Raw genomic sequence first — 17,214 nt, forward strand, 5'->3', positions numbered from 1 at the left:
TGGAATCCTCGGTAGGTATGTTGTCTTTTACGCTTTCGCACCTACTATCTACGGAATACTATCTATTTCACTTTGTGAATTATACCATACTTAAGTCAACTTGTCAATACTAATCTAATACTTTAGATTGATTGACTTTTATTCCAGGTCCCATTGTACTAGAAACTGATACTGACTTTAAGTATTGTCCTTTTGCTGCTGCTGGTTTAGCTTTAACTACTGCTTCCATTAAAGCATGGAAGTTTTGAACTAATTTTTCAGCGCCAAAAGATGCTTTTCCAAGCGGTACATGGATTATAGAAGTTTTATCAACTCTATACTCAACTTTACCAGCTTTTATTTCGTTTATTGCTCTAGTAACATCAAATGTTACTGTTCCTGACTTTGGATTCGGCATTAATCCTTTAGGTCCTAACACTCTACCTAATTTACCAACAACACCCATCATATCTGGTGTAGCAACAACTACATCAAACTCAAACCAATTTTCTTTTTGGATTTTATCAACTAACTCATCATTTCCAACAAAGTCAGCGCCTGCAAGTTCTGCTTCTTTAGCTTTTTCGCCTTTAGCAAAAACTAGAACTCTAACTGTTTTACCTGTTCCATGAGGAAGCACCACTGCTCCTCTAACTTGTTGATCTGCATGCCTTGGATCAACACCAAGACTTACAGCAAGCTCGATAGTTTCATCAAATTTAGCCTTAGCAGTTTTCACCGCAATTTCCATAGCTTCTATCGGTGTATATAGAGCTGTTTTATCTACAAGCTTTGAACTCTCTATGTAATTTTTTCCCATATTAGTATCCTCCTTCGTGGTTATAACGGTTTTTACCTCCCACGTAATTTATAGAATTTTATTCTTCTACAACTATTCCCATACTTCTTGCTGTTCCAGCTATCATACTCATAGCAGCTTCAATTGATGCTGCATTTAAATCTGGCATCTTAAGTTCTGCTATTTCTCTTACTTTAGCTTTAGAAACTGTTGCAATTTTAGTTTTGTTTGGAACTCCTGAACCACTTTCAAGTCCAACTGCTTTCTTTAATAGTATAGCTGCTGGTGGAGTTTTTAATATGAAACTAAAAGATCTATCTTGATATACTGTTATTACTACTGGTATTATCATTCCTGGTTGATCAGCAGTTTTTGCGTTGAATTCTTTACAGAATCCCATAATATTAACCCCGTGTTGTCCAAGTGCTGGACCAACCGGTGGTGCTGGTGTTGCTTTTCCTGCAGGAAGTTGAAGTTTTATCATTCCTGTTATTTTCTTAGCCATGAGTTTATACCTCCTATATTGTGGTAATGCGGATTAAAATCCTCCCACTTAGTACCTAGTCTAATTTTTGTATTTGATTAAATTCTAGTTCAACAGGTGTTTCTCTGCCAAACATATTAATAAGCGCTTTAACTTTCTGCTTATCCAAATGAATTTCTTGTATTAATGCAACAAATCCTTCTAAAGGTCCAAATATCACCTGAATGTTCTCACCAACTTCGTAGTCAACAACTATTACTTTTTCTGCTATTCCCATAGTTCTAACTTCATCTTCAGTAAGAGCCACCGGCTTAGAACCTGGTCCTACGAACCCTGTTACACCTCTAGTATTTCTAACTATATACCATGATTCATCTGTCATAAGCATTTTAACCATTACATAACCTGGAAACACTTTTTTAAAAGTTATTTTTTTCTTTCCATCCTTTACTTCAACTACTTCTTCCATAGGAACTTGAATGTCATGTACATATTCCTCAAGATTTCTATTTTCAATTGCTTTTTCTAGGTTGGCTTTAACTTTATTTTCATAACCAGAATATGTATGTACAACATACCATTTAGCTTTATCTGCCATAACTTAAAGGGTGGAGTACTCCGTCCCCTACCTCCTTTTTTTTACCTTATTTAAAGATTAGTTTATAGAGGTTATTAAAACCAGAATCCAACAAACCCACAAAGATTACAAAAATAAAAGAAAAACTTGCCACTGCAATAGTTGCCTTTTGAATGTCTTTTTTTGAAGGCCAAGTTATTCTTTTCACTTCTGCCTTAAGGTCCTTGAAAAACTTAACTATTCCTTTTTGGGTTGATTTTTCTTTTACTTTAATGTTACCATTAACAGCCATTTTATTCACATCCCCCAACGTTTTGTGTTTTATGCTGTATTATTTTGTCTCTTTATGAAGTGTATGTTTGTGGCAGAACTTACAGTATTTTTTCATTTCTATTCTGTCTGGGTTATTTTTTTTGTTTTTCATTGTATTGTAATTTCTCTGTTTGCAATCAGTACATGCTAAGGTTACTTTTACTCTCACAATCTACACCTCCCGGTTTTCCATCTATTGAAGAAAGCCAATGCAAAATAAGCATTATGCTATCTTTTGTATTTTTTATTTTACTTAAACAATTTATCACAACTTAATAGATATGTCAATGGATTAGTTCAAGGTGTTTTTTCATTAAACGTTCCTTTTACCTACAATTTAACATTCATTTTTATTTTCTAGGAACTAAGCCTAAAACTTAGCCCTAGTTTATATCTAATTATAATTGTGTCTTGTTTCTTTGTATTATTTAACTATTGAAGTAACAACGCCTGAACCTACTGTTCTTCCACCTTCTCTTATAGCAAATCTTAATCCTTCATCCATTGCTACTTGAGTAATTAATTCAACATTCATATCTATGTGATCTCCCGGCATTACCATTTCCATCCCGTCTGGTAATTTGATTGATCCAGTTACATCAGTTGTTCTGAAGTAAAATTGTGGTCTATATCCGTCGAAGAATGGAGTATGTCTTCCGCCTTCTTCTTTTTTAAGTACATATACTTGACCTACAAATTTATCATGTGGATGTATTGAACCTGGTTTTGAAAGTACTTGACCTCTTTGAATATCAGTTCTTTGTACTCCTCTTAATAATGCTCCGATGTTGTCTCCTGCCATTGCTTGGTCTAGAAGCTTTCTAAACATCTCAACTCCAGTACATACAACTTTTCTTTTATCTTCGCTGAGTCCAACGATTTCTACTTCTTCTCCAACCTTAAGTATACCAGTTTCAACTCTTCCTGTAGCAACTGTTCCTCTACCTGTAATTGTGAATACATCTTCTACTGGCATTAAGAATGGTTTATCTGTTGCTCTTGTTGGTGTTGGAATGTAAGTATCTACAGCTTCCATTAATTCCAATATGCATTTTGATGCTTCTTCGTCTGTTGGATTTTCTAATGCTTTTAATGCTGATCCTGTTACTATTGGAATATCATCACCTGGGAAGTCATACTCACTTAATAGTTCTCTTACTTCCATTTCAACAAGCTCTAATAATTCTGGATCATCTACCATATCTGCTTTGTTTAAGAATACTACTATATATCCTACTCCAACTCTGCTTGCAAGTAGTATATGTTCTCTTGTTTGAGGCATTGGGCCATCTGCTGCACTAACAACTAGGATTGCTCCGTCCATTTGTGCTGCTCCTGTGATCATGTTCTTTACATAATCTGCATGTCCTGGGCAATCAACGTGCGCATAATGTCTATTTGCTGTTTCATACTCAACATGTGCAGTATTGATTGTAATTCCTCTTTCTCTTTCCTCTGGTGCTTTGTCAATTTGGTCAAACTTAGATGCTTGTGCTAACCCCTTAGTTGCAAGTACCGCTGTTATTGCTGCCGTTAATGTTGTCTTGCCGTGATCTACGTGTCCTATTGTTCCAATGTTTACATGAGGTTTAGTTCTTTCAAATTTTGCTTTTGCCATTTTATATTCCTCCTTATTTAAATAATTACACTTTAGTGCAAGTAAACTTATCCTAGTGTGTTTTAGAACCTTAATAATTATGGAGCCCATAACCGGGATTGAACCGGTGACCTCCACCTTACCAAGGTGACGCTCTGCCGACTGAGCTATATGGGCACTTAATTTTGGAGCGGGAAACGGGTATTGAACCCGCGACACCCAGCTTGGGAAGCTGGTGCTCTACCACTGAGCTACTCCCGCTGACGTACAACTAAAAGCTATACACCAGTTATTAATTTTACTATTGTTTATCCAATTTGTCAATACATTTTTACCTTTTACTTAGACATTTCTCTAATTTTCTTTTTACTCTTTGAAGAGCATTATCAATAGATTTGGCATGCCTGTCTAAATCACAAGCAATCTCTTGATAGGATTTACCATCCAAGTATGACATTAACACTTCCATTTCTAATTCTGAAAGAACTTGCCCAATTTCATTTTGAATGCTTATTACTTCTTCACGGCTTATAACTAGTTCTTCAGGATCAGTAATTTTAGCACCTGATAGCACATCTAATAATGTTCTGTCTGATTCCTCATCATATATTGGTTTGTTTAAAGAGATATATGTATTAAGAGGAATATGTTTTTGTCGAGTGGCTGTCTTTATCGCTGTGATTATTTGTCTTGTAACACAAATTTCTGCAAAAGCTCTAAAAGAAGATAATCTATCCGCCTTAAAATCTCTAATAGCCTTATAGAGACCTATCATTCCTTCTTGGTAAATATCTTCTTTATCGGCCCCAATCAAAAAATATGACTTAGCTTTAGCTTTAACAAAATTTTTGTACTTATTAATTAAATATTCTTGCGCTCTAACATTTCTCTTTTGTGCTTCAATAACTACTTCTTCATCCAACCTATCCTCAAAGCATGAAATGTCCACACTTACTCTAACGATCTTCTCCAACAAATATCCCCTCCACACCAAACATGTGTCATATAGATGATTATACCTTAGAGGAATTTCTATAGTCAAGACAATTCAAAGGTTCCTTCGAATTTTCTCAAGTTTCTCCAATGTTTTTTCATCTATTCTCTCTTCTAAGCTATTTCTTTTTTCTAAATATTTTTTTTCTGTCTTGATTTGTATTTTTTTTTCAATACTTATTACTTCATAATAAAATTCAATAGAGGACATTCTAATTGCGCCTCTTTGAAACGTAACCTGTTGTACTAAAGAATCTGATGTAACAACGCATATTTCCGATTTTCGTCCTATGTTATTTACGGTTCTTTCAATATAATTATCTGCGGTTTCACCCTCTTTTGTAAAAACCACGAACAAATTTCCTTGTTTTTCTTTCTTTTCAATGCTACCTTTAACCATATGTGCATCAAAAACTATAAACATTTTATAACCTTTAAATTCCGAGTAGTTTTGAAGGGTATCAATAAGTTGAAGGCGGGAAGATTCATAGCTGAACTCTTTAATCTTTTTAAGATTTGGCCAGCTATTAATAACATTATACCCATCAACAAAAAATGTTTTCACGAATTACTTTATTTTTTGTTTCATAATTTCATACATTATTATACCACCCGCAACAGATGCGTTTAAAGAGGTTATTTTCCCAACCATAGGTATTTTTACCAAAACATCACATTTTTCTTTTGTTAGTTTAGAAATACCTCTACCTTCACTTCCAATAACAAGTGCTACTGCACCAGTTAAATCCGTATTAAAAATATAATTTTCAGCCTCCATATCAGCACCATAAACCCACACTCCACGTTCCTTAATTTCTTCTATGGTTGCATTTATATTAGTTACTTTTGCTATTTTTACATGTTCAATAGCACCGGCTGAGGTTTTATATACTATTGGCGTAGCTCCTACATTTCTCCTCTTGGGTATTATTATGCCGTGAGCTCCACATACCTCTGCAGTTCTTATTATAGATCCAAAGTTATGAGGATCTTCAATTTCATCTAGTATAATTATAAAGGGCTTTTCTCCTTTTTCCTCTGCATATTTAAATATGTCATTTAATCCAAAATATTTATAAGGCGTTACTACTGCCATAACTCCTTGATGTGATGAGGTTTGAGACATTTCGTCTAGCTTTCTTCTGTCAACTTCTTTGGTAACAATTCCCTTTTCTTTCGCTAATGCTAATACTACACTTATAGACCCTGCCAAATCACCTTTGGCAATAAGAATATATTCTATAGTCCTATCTGATTTTAATGCTTCTATAACTGCATTTCTTCCTTCAATTAAATCTTCTCTCAAGATTTGAGGTTCAGCTTGACCACTGGCATTATTATTATTTCTAGGATTTATTTCAGTTCTCTCTTTAGTAAACTTTTTATTTTCTACTACATTCCCATCACTTTGTTTATTTCTTTTATTATCTACTTTATTTTTATCTTCTCTGTTACCTACTCCGTCATGACTTTCTTTTGGACTTGCATCGTCACCTCTATATCTTCTTGAAGGTGCTGGTCTTTTTTCATATTTACTACTTGAAAAACTTTTGCTTTCTTTTGAACCTCCTTTACCACTTGAAAACCCTTTGTTTTCTTTTGTAGTTGCATCGCCAGTCCTATATCTTTTAGAAGCTGTTCCACTTCTATCTTCTCTACTACTTGAAACCCCTCTATTGCCTTTGTTTTCTTGATATTTTTTATTATCACTCATTTTAAATACCTCTTTCTTTATCTATTTAATTGCATATTCTTTTCTTATATCCATGACTTTTCCACAAGACATACCACCTTCAGGACATGGTCCATTAACACAACTCGGTCCCGCATATTTGAACAGTACAGGTGCTACTTTTCTTGCTTGTATAAGCATTATTTTTGCCATTTGGCGTATTTCCCACTGAGCTCTAGTGCAACATCTCTGATTAAAGAAATGAATCAATTCTCTAGCATTCATAGTAACTATTATTTTAGTTGCACAAGCATTGGGAAACACATACCTTGCGTCTTCAATAGCTTTTTTTTCTGCTTTTCCCTTAAGAATTATATATTGTTTTTTCTCAATTTCTTCAGGATTAATCAATTTTTTGTGACTTAAATACTCTTTTATAAGATTATCTAATTCATCCTTGCATAATATCTCCACTAACTGATTATACTCTATTTGATCACGATTCATAGCCTCTATAAAAATTTTTTTTGCTCTTTCATTTTTCTCAATATCTGGCGGAATTATGTATTCGAATTGTTCAAGCTTTACATACCTCTGACTTTGTTGAGAATAAGACGCTACTCTGTGTCTAACCAATTGGTGGGTCAAGCTTCTAGATATACCTTCAATTGCAAAAGTAAAGCTCACATGTTCTATTGGTGAATGATGTCCGTAAGTCATCAACATATTCAAAAGTTTCGCGGTTTTTTCCTCATCTAAATTTTCTAGTATTTCATCCACACCTACAGGGCTATAACAAAGTTTAGCTGCTGCCGCTACAATTTTCTCAGGATTGGGCGTGTGCTCTATTAATTTAACCACAAGCATACTTACTCATCCTCCAAATCAAAATTTATAATTTTCTCGAAAATATAGTTTAATCTTTCATTCTGTTCACTTAAATATAAGAAACCTACTAAAGCCTCAAATCCTGTAGCCCACTTATATTCATTCAAATCTGCATTTTTGGGAGTAGTCCCGCTTTTCGAATTTCTAGCCCTTTTAAATATACTAAGTTCTTCTTCACTTAAATCTTCTATAAGAAATTTCATATACTCACTTTGTGCATGTGCTTTTACATATGCAACTGCTTTAATATGAATTTTATGAGCATTCATATCTCTGTTTTTTTCTACGAGATATGCTCTAATAAACACCTCATAAATTGCATCTCCAACTATTGCAAGAACAAGTGGGTTTAATTGTTTAACTCCATCCCTTGTAAATTTTCCTTTAAGCATATTAAATTCCATGGTTATTCTCCTTCTTAAATCTACAATGTTATGTTATTATTTACAAATTCTTGTTTAATTCTATCCATAACTGAATCTATTTCTATTATTTCATTATCTCCAGCATATCGCAATTTAAACTCAACATTACCTTCAGAAATTTTTTTACCTATAGTAATTCTTATTGGAATTCCAATTAAATCCAAATCCTTAAATTTAACTCCAACTCTCTCATTTCTGTCATCCATAAGAACCTCTACGCCTATTCCTTTAAGTTTGTTATAAATTTCTTCCGCAATTTTCATCTGCTCTTCGTCTTTTGTAGATACTGGAACTACTACAACTTGATATGGCGCAACGGACATTGGCCATTTTATGCCATTTTCATCGTGATGTTGTTCAATAATAGCTGCCATTGTTCTATTTATGCCTATACCGTACCGTCCCATGACTAAAGGCTTATTTTTTCCATCTTGGCCTATAAAAGTTGCACCCATAGATTGTGAATAAACAGTTCCTAATTTAAAGATGTGTGCTAATTCTATACCCCTATCAATTGTAATTTGAGATCCACACTTACTGCATTTATCTCCCTCAACTACTTTTTTGTAATCTCCAACCAAGCCTTTAAAGTCTCTACCATAATTAACATTTTCATAATGATATCCTGTATCATTTGCACCAACTATATAATTATACATATTAGCTACCTCGGAGTCTACTAATAGTAAATCCGCTACAATACCAATTGGACCAGCAAACCCGACAATTGCAGATGTTGATGCCATTACAACCACTTCATCTGCCAATTCAAATTTCTTAGCTCCACCTATTGCATTTATTACTTTATTCTCGTTTAACTGTCTGTCTCCACGTACCATAACAGCAATTACTCTATCATCGGCCTTAAATATTAGAGTTTTAGCAAATTTTTTATTTGTTGTATTAAAAAATTTCGCTAAATCCTCTATAGTTTTTATACCTGGAGTTAATATTTTGTTAAGTTCCTTAAATTCCTCTTTTTTCATTGGCTCCGAAGTACTTGTTGCCTTCTCCATATTAACCGCATAGCCACATGAACTGCAGGTAACTACCTCCTCTTCACCAACTTCGGATTTAACCATAAATTCTGATGAAGATAAATCACCCATCGCTCCGCAGTCAGCCTCTACATCCTTACATTTAAGACTACATCTTTTAAAAATATTAGTATAAGCATTATACATTTTATTATAAGATATATCTAGTCCCTCATTGCTAGCATCAAAACTACAAGCTTCTCCCATTGTAAATTCTCTTGATGTCATTACCCCAAGTCTTGGTGTTTTCTCATCTCTGTATTTTGTTTGTATTTGATATAAATTCAAAGGTAGTTGTTTATAAGATTTGATTTCATTCCTAGCTATATCTGTAAATGTTTCTTCATGCGTCGGTGCTAAACAAAATTCTCTTTCATTTCTATCTTTTAATCTAAAGATCTCTGGACCAAAAATATTCCACCTGCCAGATTCTATTAATAGTTCTGAGGTCAGTAAGGCTGATGCTAAAAACTCTTGCGCATCTGCTACTTCCATTTCTGATCTAACAATTTTTTCAATTTTTTTTATAACTTTTATTCCAAATGGCATATAATTATAAACACCTGAGGAGACCTTCCTTATCATTCCAGCTCTTAACATTAATTGATGACTCACTATTTCTGCCTCAGCCGGTACTTCTCTTAATGTACTTATTAACATTTTTGATAATTTCATGAATATTCCTCCTTATATATCTTAGGCACACTGAAAAAATAATTGATCAGTAAACTATTATATTTTTTAAGATGCCTTATTTAAAACGATAGCAAAAAATAAAAAACTCGCCCCTGTTTTAGGGCGAGTAAATTCGCGGTACCACCTAAATTTGCACTTATTTTTTTAACGATATATACTACCGGTAGTTTTACTACAGCTCAAAAGTGGGTTCAAAACCTTTGAAAATCTCTCAACCTAGTATTTTCTCTCTGTAAATTGGCCTTTACTATTCTTCATCATTGCCTAATATTTAATTTTTAAAAATTTTCTTTATAGTTATAAGTAACTATACCTATTAAATCCTATAGTGTCAACTACTCGAACCTTCTAATATTTGTTTTCCCATTTCTAAATCCTCTGGAGTTGTAATCTTTATATTATTGTAGCTACCTTCATAAAGATACACTCTATTACCATACCTTTCAACTACCATAGTATCATCGGTTACCCGGATATCCTCTTCACTAATTTTCATATGACATTTTAATATGAGGTCATATTTAAATGCTTGAGGCGTTTGAACACAAAAAAGCATTTCTCTATCAGGAGTTTTTATAGAAAATCCTGCTGCGTCCACAATCTTAATAGTATCCTTAGGCTTTACCCCACAGGCAGTTGCTCCATATAAATTAGCATACAGAATCGCATTTTTAATAATAGATTCGTTTATAAATGGCCTTGCCCCATCATGAATAAGCACAATTTCACAATTTCGCAGAGCCTTTAGACCATTTAGCACTGAATCTTGCCTCTGAGCGCCTCCAACGATTACAGCTTTTACTTTTAAAAAATTATATTTATTAATTATTTCTTCCCTGCAATAGTCCATTTCACCTTCTGCCACAACCACTATAATTTCATCTATACAATCGCACTGCGTGAAAGCTCTTAAAGTATAATACAAAATTGGATGCTTATTAATTTTTAAATATTGCTTATTAATACTTTGGCCCATCCGTGTTCCCTTACCCGCTGCCAAAATTATTGCACAGTTTCTACTCATAAACAAACCTCACTTACGTAATATGATTAATTTTTCACTAAAGAATCCTTATTTTTAGCAAAAATCATCCTACCCGCAGCAGTCTGAAGTACTGATGTTACAATAACAACTATATTTTCACCAATATAACGCCTTCCGCCTTCAACGACAATCATTGTGCCATCATCCAAATAAGCTATTCCTTGCCCTGATTCCTTCCCATCTTTCATCACTTGAATTTTCATTTCTTCTCCTGGCAAAACCACTGGTTTTACTGCGTTTGCAAGTTCGTTAATGTTCAAAACTGGAACCCCCTGGAATTCAGCTACCTTGTTAAGATTAAAATCATTGGTAATTACTTTGCCATTCAAAACCTGAGCTAATTTTAGAAGTTTACTATCCACTTCTGCAATATCAGGAAAATCTTTCTCCCAAATTTCAACTTCAATATTTAATTCTTTTTGAATTTTATTTAATATATCCAGACCTCTTCTTCCTCTATTTCGCTTAAGCCCATCAGAAGAATCAGCAATATGCCTAAGTTCCTCTAATACAAAAGTAGGTATTATTAATGGTCCTTCAACAAAGCCAGTTTGACATATATCAAATATTCTACCATCAATTATTACGGATGTATCTAGAACTTTCGGATTTTCATTAGTAAACCCCTTGGCTTTTTTATCTTTGAATCCATCTTTCCTTTTAATGCTTGTAAAAAAAGATAAGATTTCATCCCTTTTTCTAGCGCAAATATCTGCTCCCAAAGCCGCCATTATAACTGTAAAAATAACAGCAATAATATTCCATATAAGAGATTGATATTTAAATAATCCTGCAAATAAAGATGCAATTAAAAGACCTATTATTGCCCCAGATGTACCAAAAATAATTTGAGATGTTGGCATCTTTTGTGTACTTTTCTCCACATAATCCATAAACTTCATTATAAAAGATACGATTATAGGAGATATTAGAAATAAAATAATCCCGAAAATCAAAGTAGAAAAAATGACGAAAATTATTCCTTGAATAGTATCACTTTTAAAATTATTAAGTCTCGCTAAATAATCTGTGCTTAGAAGCATTTCACCTACTACGTATCCTATAATTAACCCTATGATTGTAAAAAGTCCTCTTAAAATTTTTTTTAACAAAAAATTTCACCTCCTTCTAAATTATTAACACTTATTCCAATTTATATCCTGTTATTATCTAATATATACTATAAGTTTCTGTATTTCAATAAAATGTACCATACAATTAACAATTTGTTAAACTAAATTCCTTATTTTAGATAATGCCTGTTCCATATTAAGTTCAAGAACTAGCATTATTTCACTAGCTACCATACCTTCAACTCTTTCTAATATTTTTGTTTCTCCCGGTGGAAGCATATTTTCCCTCTTTAAATAATATAAGTCTCTAATTACTTGACACATCTTTAGAGTATTTCCACTTTGGATTTTTTTCTTGTTAGTTCTATATCTATTGTTCCAATTACTCTCTATATAATCTGGATAGCTTAATATTGTGAATAATGTTATTTCTAGTTCCACTTTGCTTAAAATATTTCTTATTTTATAATTTTCAATTTTATCTATAGGAATCATAAAATTCATATTATCTAATAAAAGATAAATGTTTACATATTTATCTTTTATAAAATATAATTCACTGCTAGCTATATCCTGTATATAACCAGCACCATAATCTGCTATAAATACTCTTTCACCAATATTTAACATAATATCCCCCCCTATTAATAAAACTGCTATTGGTTTATTATATATTCATAAGCTGAAATTTGTACTTAATTTATTGACAAAAACATAATACAAAACCTATAATTAAATTAGTATAGTTATTTAAATCTTTGTAAGGAGTTGAACACAATGAAAGATTGTATATTTGATAATTTTCAAAATTCTGTGGATGAATCGCTATTAAGGCATAGAAGTATTTTAGATATAATTACTAAACTTCAAGAGTCTGAGGCAAGAGTTAATAGAGCTGTTATAAAATCTATTACCAATTGTGGTTGTATTAAAGTTGAAGCAAAAAAGCAGTATACTCCTGATAATATAGATGATTTGGATTTGGATACCCTTAGTGCTTCACTTGATACTCATATGCAAGGTAAGCTTTGTGAAAGCTGTAGAGATGTCTTAGAGAGAGAACTGGGAAATAATCTTTTTTATACTACCTCACTCTGTAACCTTTTGGACCTCAATTTGTATGACATTCTTTTAAAAGAGTATGATAAGATTAACACCTTAGGTAAATATAATATGAGATAGGAATATAGCACAAAATAAGTTAAAACTTATTTTGTGCTATATTTGTTTATCTAACATAAATTGCTCTTTTAATCTTCTTAATCCATTTTTAATAGCTTTAGCTCTTGCTTCACCAATACCTTCTACGCTATCGAGTTGTTCATAAGAAGCTTCCATTGTACCTTTTAATTCTTTAAAGTGCTTAACTAAATTTTCTATTACATTTGCAGGTATTCTAGGTATCTTATTTAGCATCCTATATCCTCTTGGAGAAATTAGAGTGTCCACTAGTGGAACGCCTATATATCCAATTATTTTAGATATAAAATCTAAATCTAATAGTTCCTCAGAGCTCATATTTTCTATTTGTCTATACATTTGCGTATAATCCATACCACTTTGACAATAATCTCTTATTAATAGTATTCCGTCCTCTTCAACGCTTCTAATAAGTTCATTTAATTGCATTGAAATTAACCTACCTTCATTTCCTAGTTCACAAATGTATCTTTCAATTTCACCAACTATTCTCATAACCATTTCGGTCCTTTGTATTGATGATATAACATCAAATAGAGTAGCTAAATCTTGAAATTCTAAAAGGTTTAGATTGCTTACTACTCGCTCAAGAACTGAAACATATTTTTCTAAGGTCTGAATAGCTTGACTTGCCTTTGCTAATATAACACTACTATCTCTTAAAACATATTTTATATCCTCTTTGTAAACTGTTATAATAGTTCTTCTTTGTGATATTGCAACAACAACAGACCCCGTTTGCTTAGCTATTCTCTGAGCAGTTCTATGCCTTGTTCCAGTTTCAAAAGTGGGTATAGTAGGACTAGGCATAAGTTGAGTATTTGCATATACTATTTTTTTCAAGTCACTGCTTATTACAATAGCCCCATCCATTTTTGCTAGTTCATATATGTACGCTGGACTATATTCTGCATTTATTCCAAAACCACCATCTACGATATCTAATATTTCCTTGCTATCCCCTAAGACAATAAGTCCACCAGTTTTAGCCCTTAAAATATTTTCAAGCCCTTCTCTAAGAGAAGTCCCAGGTGCCATTAATTTTAATATATTCATAAGTTCCTTGCTTTTCTCTTCTCTCATATTTTTCTCCCTACTTAATAATTATTTCCATTAAATCATCACCTACGGTGCTGCAGTATTAATATTCTTATTAATACTTTTCTTTTGATTTCGCTCTGGTATAATAATATCTTTAAACCCTAATTTACTTGCTTCATTAACTATTTTTTCGCATTGGGCTATTGGTCTTACTTCGCCCGTAAGTCCAATTTCACCTACAATAATTGTTTTATCTAACTTTATCGCTTTACTTTTTACGCTAGACAGTAGTGCAATAGCCAGACCTAAATCTCCAGGGGTCGTATCTAAATTTAGTCCTCCTACTACATTAACATAAACATCACAATTATAAAAACGAACTTTCAATTTTTTTCGAGTACTGCTAAAATAAGGCTCAATCTTGAATTATCTACCCCTACTGCAGTTCGCCTAGGCCCCGCAAGCTCTCCCTGCTTAGTAACATGAGCCACAATAAATAGAGGCGTCCCACTGGTTTTGCCTATACACATTAATTCATTAGAACATTCCCTAACTTAGGAAACACTACCAGGTGTCAGTATTCTAGCTTAATTATTTATTTGCGCCTAATATGTTTATTTTAAACAGTTATGTCATATAAAAATCACTTATATAATTATTTGTTTCTAATAAACCACATGAAAATAAATATGGAGTGAATATTCTGCATTAAATCATCATCTTCCATGATTTAATGTCATTAAACTAACTCTTGTAATTTTATACAAATTAAAAAACCACTCAAGAGTGGTTTTTTTTAAACTATACTTTTTAAGTATATACTTTTTACTATATATAAACAACATCAAATAATCAAAGTCTTATAAAGTTTTAAAAATCAGCTCACTATTTTTAATAAAAACACTTACATTATCCCCTTTATTAATATTCCCCCTAAGTATTTCTTCAGAAATCATATCTTCCACCACCTTTGTAATTTCTCGTCTAAGTGGTCTAGCCCCGTAAATAGTATTAAGTCCAGCAAGAGCTAGCTGTTTTATAGTTTCCTCATCAAAACTAATATTAATTTGTAAATCTTTAAGACGCTCCTTCACTACCTCAAGCATTAATTCTACTATTTTATATAAATCATCCTTTTCTAGCGAATGAAATACGATAATATCATCTAATCTATTTAGAAATTCAGGTTTAAAGGAATGTTTTAACTCTTCCATTATATTTTCTTTCATTTTTTCGTATTCTGAATTTATATTATTTTCTTTTATATCGAAACCTAGAGACTTCTGTTTTTTTAGAGTGGACGCTCCTACATTTGATGTCATTATAATTATTGTATTTTTAAAATCCACTGTTTTTCCTTTCCCATCTGTTAACCTTCCATCTTCTAATATCTGTAATAAAATATTAGTTATATCCGCATGGGCTTTTTCAATTTCATCGAAAAGTATAACGCAGTAAGGGTTTCTTCTCACCTTTTCAGTTAATTGCCCACCATCTTCAAACCCTACGTATCCTGGAGGTGATCCAACAAGCCTTGAAACTGTATGCTTATCCATATATTCTGACATATCTATTCTTATCATGTTATTTTCATTACCAAACATAGACTCAGCTAGTGCTTTTGATAACTCTGTTTTGCCCACACCAGTGGGTCCTAAAAATATAAAAGAACCTATAGGTCTCTTAGGGTCCTTTAATCCTACCCTCGCCCGTCTAACAGCTTTTGAAATAGCTTTAACGGCCTCACATTGTCCTATTACTCTTCTTTGAAGTACCTCTTCTAACTTTAGTAGCCTCTCTGATTCCTTTTGTGTCAATTTTTCTATAGGGATATTAGTCCATTTTGATACTACATTTGCAATTTCAAATTCTGAAACTATTAATTGATCTCCTTGATTTTGAGTTTTCCAATTGTTTTTTGAACTATCTAATTTGTCCTTTAATTGTTTTTCTGTATCTCTTAGTTTAGCTGCTTTTTCATAGTCCTGTACTAATATAGCATCGGATTTCTCTTTAGAAATTTTGTCTATTTCATCTTTCAAATCTTTCAAATTCGGTGGGGCAGTTAAATTTTGAATCCTTACCTTTGCACCAGCTTCATCAATAAGATCTATTGCTTTATCCGGTAAATATCTATCAGATATATATCTGTCAGATAGGCTAACAGCTGCATTAATTGCGCTATCTGTAATCTTAACTCTATGATGGGCTTCATACTTATCTCGAAGCCCCTTTAATATATTAACAGCTTCTTCTTTACTTGGCTCTCCTACAGTTATAGGTTGGAACCTTCTCTCTAATGCTGAATCTTTTTCAATGTATCTTCTGTATTCATCTATAGTTGTTGCACCTATGCATTGAATTTCTCCACGAGCAAGGGCAGGTTTTAATATATTTGAAGCATCAATAGCCCCTTCTGCTCCTCCTGCTCCAATAATAGTATGAATCTCATCTATAAATATAATAATATTTCCTGATTGTAATATCTCTTGCATAACCTTTTTAAGCCTTTCTTCAAATTCTCCTCTATATTTAGAACCTGCAACCATTAAGGATATATCCAAAGTTATCACTCTTTTATCTTTCAATATTTCTGGAATACTGCCTGTTGCTATTCTTTGTGCAAGACCCTCTGCTATTGCTGTTTTACCTACACCAGCCTCTCCTATAAGGCAGGGATTGTTTTTCATTCTTCTACACAAAATTTCGAGTAACCTTTGAGTTTCATTATCTCTCCCTATAACAGGGTCAAGTTTACCTTCTCTCGCCATTTCAGTTAAGTCTTTACCAAAATGATCTAAGGTTTCTGTACCATGTTTTTGTTTTTCTTTTGATAAATTTGCCTTTGGAGTATCTTCAGAACACCAGTTTTTTAATATATCATCCCTTAGTTTGTTAAAATCTGCTCCTAAATTAGCTAAAATTGTATATGCAACACCTTCTGCTTCTCTAATCAGCGCGAGCAAAATATGTTCTGGGCTAATATAATTATGATTTAAATTTCTGGCTTCTATAAGACTTAGTTCTAATAATCGTTTGGTCCTTGGAGTTAGAGGTATCTCACTTCTACGCATTTCTACATCGCCTTCACCTTCATACTCCATTACTAATTTTTTTACCCCTTCTGAAAAAATCTTCATATCATTCAATGATTTTTTACATAGCCCATCTTGTTCCTTTAGTAGACCTAAAAGTATATGCTCTGTACCTACATATCCATGCTTTAATCCCTCAGCCTCTTCTTGAGCGTAGACCAAAACTTTTTGCGCTCTTTCTGTAAACTTATTAAACATCATATCTAAACACCTCACTTGCAATGAATTTACTTATACTTTTAATTATGCCCACTTTTATTTCCTTCTTGCATATTGTAATAGAATATTAATTCCCTATTAA

General features: G+C 32.7%; 18 protein-coding genes, 2 tRNA genes, 1 pseudogene and 1 other annotated feature (1 of these 22 cut by a window edge). Of the genes and pseudogenes, 1 reads left to right on the plus strand and 20 read right to left on the minus strand.

Annotation, left to right across the window (positions count from 1 at the left end):
* Positions 1-72 (minus strand) — a sequence feature (ribosomal protein L10 leader region) (it extends 65 nt beyond the left edge of the window).
* Between the two features lie 37 nt (positions 73-109).
* From rplA to G9F70_RS23085, 17 genes are all read right to left on the minus strand, one after another.
* Positions 110-799 carry a 50S ribosomal protein L1 gene (gene rplA, locus G9F70_RS23005; RefSeq protein ID WP_164947753.1) on the minus strand — a complete coding sequence of 230 codons (690 nt, stop codon included), beginning with the start codon at positions 797-799 and terminating at the stop codon, positions 110-112.
* A gap of 58 nt (positions 800-857) precedes the next feature.
* On the minus strand, positions 858-1,283 hold the full coding sequence (gene rplK / locus G9F70_RS23010; protein ID WP_125002834.1) for a 50S ribosomal protein L11: 426 nt from the start codon (positions 1,281-1,283) through the stop codon (positions 858-860).
* Between the two features lie 55 nt (positions 1,284-1,338).
* Positions 1,339-1,860 carry a transcription termination/antitermination protein NusG gene (gene nusG / locus G9F70_RS23015; protein ID WP_125002832.1) on the minus strand — a complete coding sequence of 174 codons (522 nt, stop codon included), beginning with the start codon at positions 1,858-1,860 and terminating at the stop codon, positions 1,339-1,341.
* 46 nt (positions 1,861-1,906) lie between these two features.
* A complete protein-coding gene (secE, locus tag G9F70_RS23020; protein WP_164947752.1) occupies positions 1,907-2,131 on the minus strand; it encodes a preprotein translocase subunit SecE in 225 nt (74 codons plus the stop codon).
* Between the two features lie 39 nt (positions 2,132-2,170).
* Entirely contained in the window at positions 2,171-2,320 is a 150-nt protein-coding gene (gene rpmG, locus G9F70_RS23025; RefSeq protein WP_125002828.1) for a 50S ribosomal protein L33, read from the minus strand.
* Positions 2,321-2,575: 255 nt separating this feature from the next.
* On the minus strand, positions 2,576-3,769 hold the full coding sequence (tuf, locus tag G9F70_RS23030; RefSeq protein ID WP_224617749.1) for an elongation factor Tu: 1,194 nt from the start codon (positions 3,767-3,769) through the stop codon (positions 2,576-2,578).
* Between the two features lie 80 nt (positions 3,770-3,849).
* A tRNA-Thr gene (locus tag G9F70_RS23035) sits at positions 3,850-3,925 on the minus strand.
* Positions 3,926-3,934: 9 nt separating this feature from the next.
* Positions 3,935-4,009 (minus strand) — tRNA-Gly (locus G9F70_RS23040).
* Between the two features lie 70 nt (positions 4,010-4,079).
* Positions 4,080-4,721, minus strand: a complete 642-nt coding sequence (sigH, locus tag G9F70_RS23045; RefSeq protein WP_125002826.1) for an RNA polymerase sporulation sigma factor SigH — start codon at positions 4,719-4,721, stop codon at positions 4,080-4,082.
* A gap of 75 nt (positions 4,722-4,796) precedes the next feature.
* Entirely contained in the window at positions 4,797-5,306 is a 510-nt protein-coding gene (locus tag G9F70_RS23050; RefSeq protein ID WP_164947587.1) for an NYN domain-containing protein, read from the minus strand.
* 3 nt (positions 5,307-5,309) lie between these two features.
* Positions 5,310-6,098 (minus strand): 23S rRNA (guanosine(2251)-2'-O)-methyltransferase RlmB, encoded by a 789-nt coding sequence (gene rlmB, locus G9F70_RS23055; protein ID WP_224617891.1) that lies wholly within the window; start codon positions 6,096-6,098, stop codon positions 5,310-5,312.
* Between the two features lie 378 nt (positions 6,099-6,476).
* The gene (gene thyX / locus G9F70_RS23060; protein ID WP_164947585.1) at positions 6,477-7,280 is read right to left on the minus strand and encodes an FAD-dependent thymidylate synthase; all 804 of its coding nucleotides are present in this window, start codon (positions 7,278-7,280) and stop codon (positions 6,477-6,479) included.
* 2 nt (positions 7,281-7,282) lie between these two features.
* Complete coding sequence (locus G9F70_RS23065) at positions 7,283-7,705, minus strand: Mini-ribonuclease 3 (protein ID WP_125002819.1); 423 nt, start codon at positions 7,703-7,705, stop codon at positions 7,283-7,285.
* Positions 7,706-7,725: 20 nt separating this feature from the next.
* Entirely contained in the window at positions 7,726-9,438 is a 1,713-nt protein-coding gene (locus G9F70_RS23070) for a proline--tRNA ligase (RefSeq protein ID WP_164947584.1), read from the minus strand.
* Positions 9,439-9,790: 352 nt separating this feature from the next.
* Positions 9,791-10,483 carry a 2-C-methyl-D-erythritol 4-phosphate cytidylyltransferase gene (gene ispD / locus G9F70_RS23075; protein ID WP_164947583.1) on the minus strand — a complete coding sequence of 231 codons (693 nt, stop codon included), beginning with the start codon at positions 10,481-10,483 and terminating at the stop codon, positions 9,791-9,793.
* A 26-nt stretch (positions 10,484-10,509) separates the two neighbouring features.
* Positions 10,510-11,616, minus strand: coding sequence for a PIN/TRAM domain-containing protein (locus G9F70_RS23080; protein ID WP_164947582.1), 1,107 nt, complete (start codon positions 11,614-11,616; stop codon positions 10,510-10,512).
* A gap of 117 nt (positions 11,617-11,733) precedes the next feature.
* Positions 11,734-12,207 carry a CarD family transcriptional regulator gene (locus G9F70_RS23085; protein WP_164947581.1) on the minus strand — a complete coding sequence of 158 codons (474 nt, stop codon included), beginning with the start codon at positions 12,205-12,207 and terminating at the stop codon, positions 11,734-11,736.
* 147 nt (positions 12,208-12,354) lie between these two features.
* Between G9F70_RS23085 and G9F70_RS23090 the strand changes: the two genes are divergently transcribed.
* The gene (locus tag G9F70_RS23090; protein ID WP_164947580.1) at positions 12,355-12,759 is read left to right on the plus strand and encodes a DUF1573 domain-containing protein; all 405 of its coding nucleotides are present in this window, start codon (positions 12,355-12,357) and stop codon (positions 12,757-12,759) included.
* 36 nt (positions 12,760-12,795) lie between these two features.
* On the opposite strand, the gene disA is transcribed toward G9F70_RS23090, so the two are convergent.
* The 3 genes and pseudogenes from disA to G9F70_RS23105 form a co-directional block, all read right to left on the minus strand.
* On the minus strand, positions 12,796-13,860 hold the full coding sequence (disA, locus tag G9F70_RS23095) for a DNA integrity scanning diadenylate cyclase DisA (protein WP_164947579.1): 1,065 nt from the start codon (positions 13,858-13,860) through the stop codon (positions 12,796-12,798).
* Positions 13,861-13,902: 42 nt separating this feature from the next.
* Positions 13,903-14,390, minus strand: a pseudogene (locus G9F70_RS23100) (magnesium chelatase domain-containing protein); the annotation flags it as partial.
* A 288-nt stretch (positions 14,391-14,678) separates the two neighbouring features.
* On the minus strand, positions 14,679-17,114 hold the full coding sequence (locus G9F70_RS23105) for an ATP-dependent Clp protease ATP-binding subunit (protein ID WP_164947578.1): 2,436 nt from the start codon (positions 17,112-17,114) through the stop codon (positions 14,679-14,681).
* Positions 17,115-17,214: the final 100 nt, after the last annotated feature.

Origin of the sequence: Clostridium sp. FP1, from assembly GCF_011065975.2 — a bacterium.
In the GTDB taxonomy this organism is placed as follows: Bacteria; Bacillota; Clostridia; order Clostridiales; family Clostridiaceae; genus Clostridium_AD; species Clostridium_AD tagluense.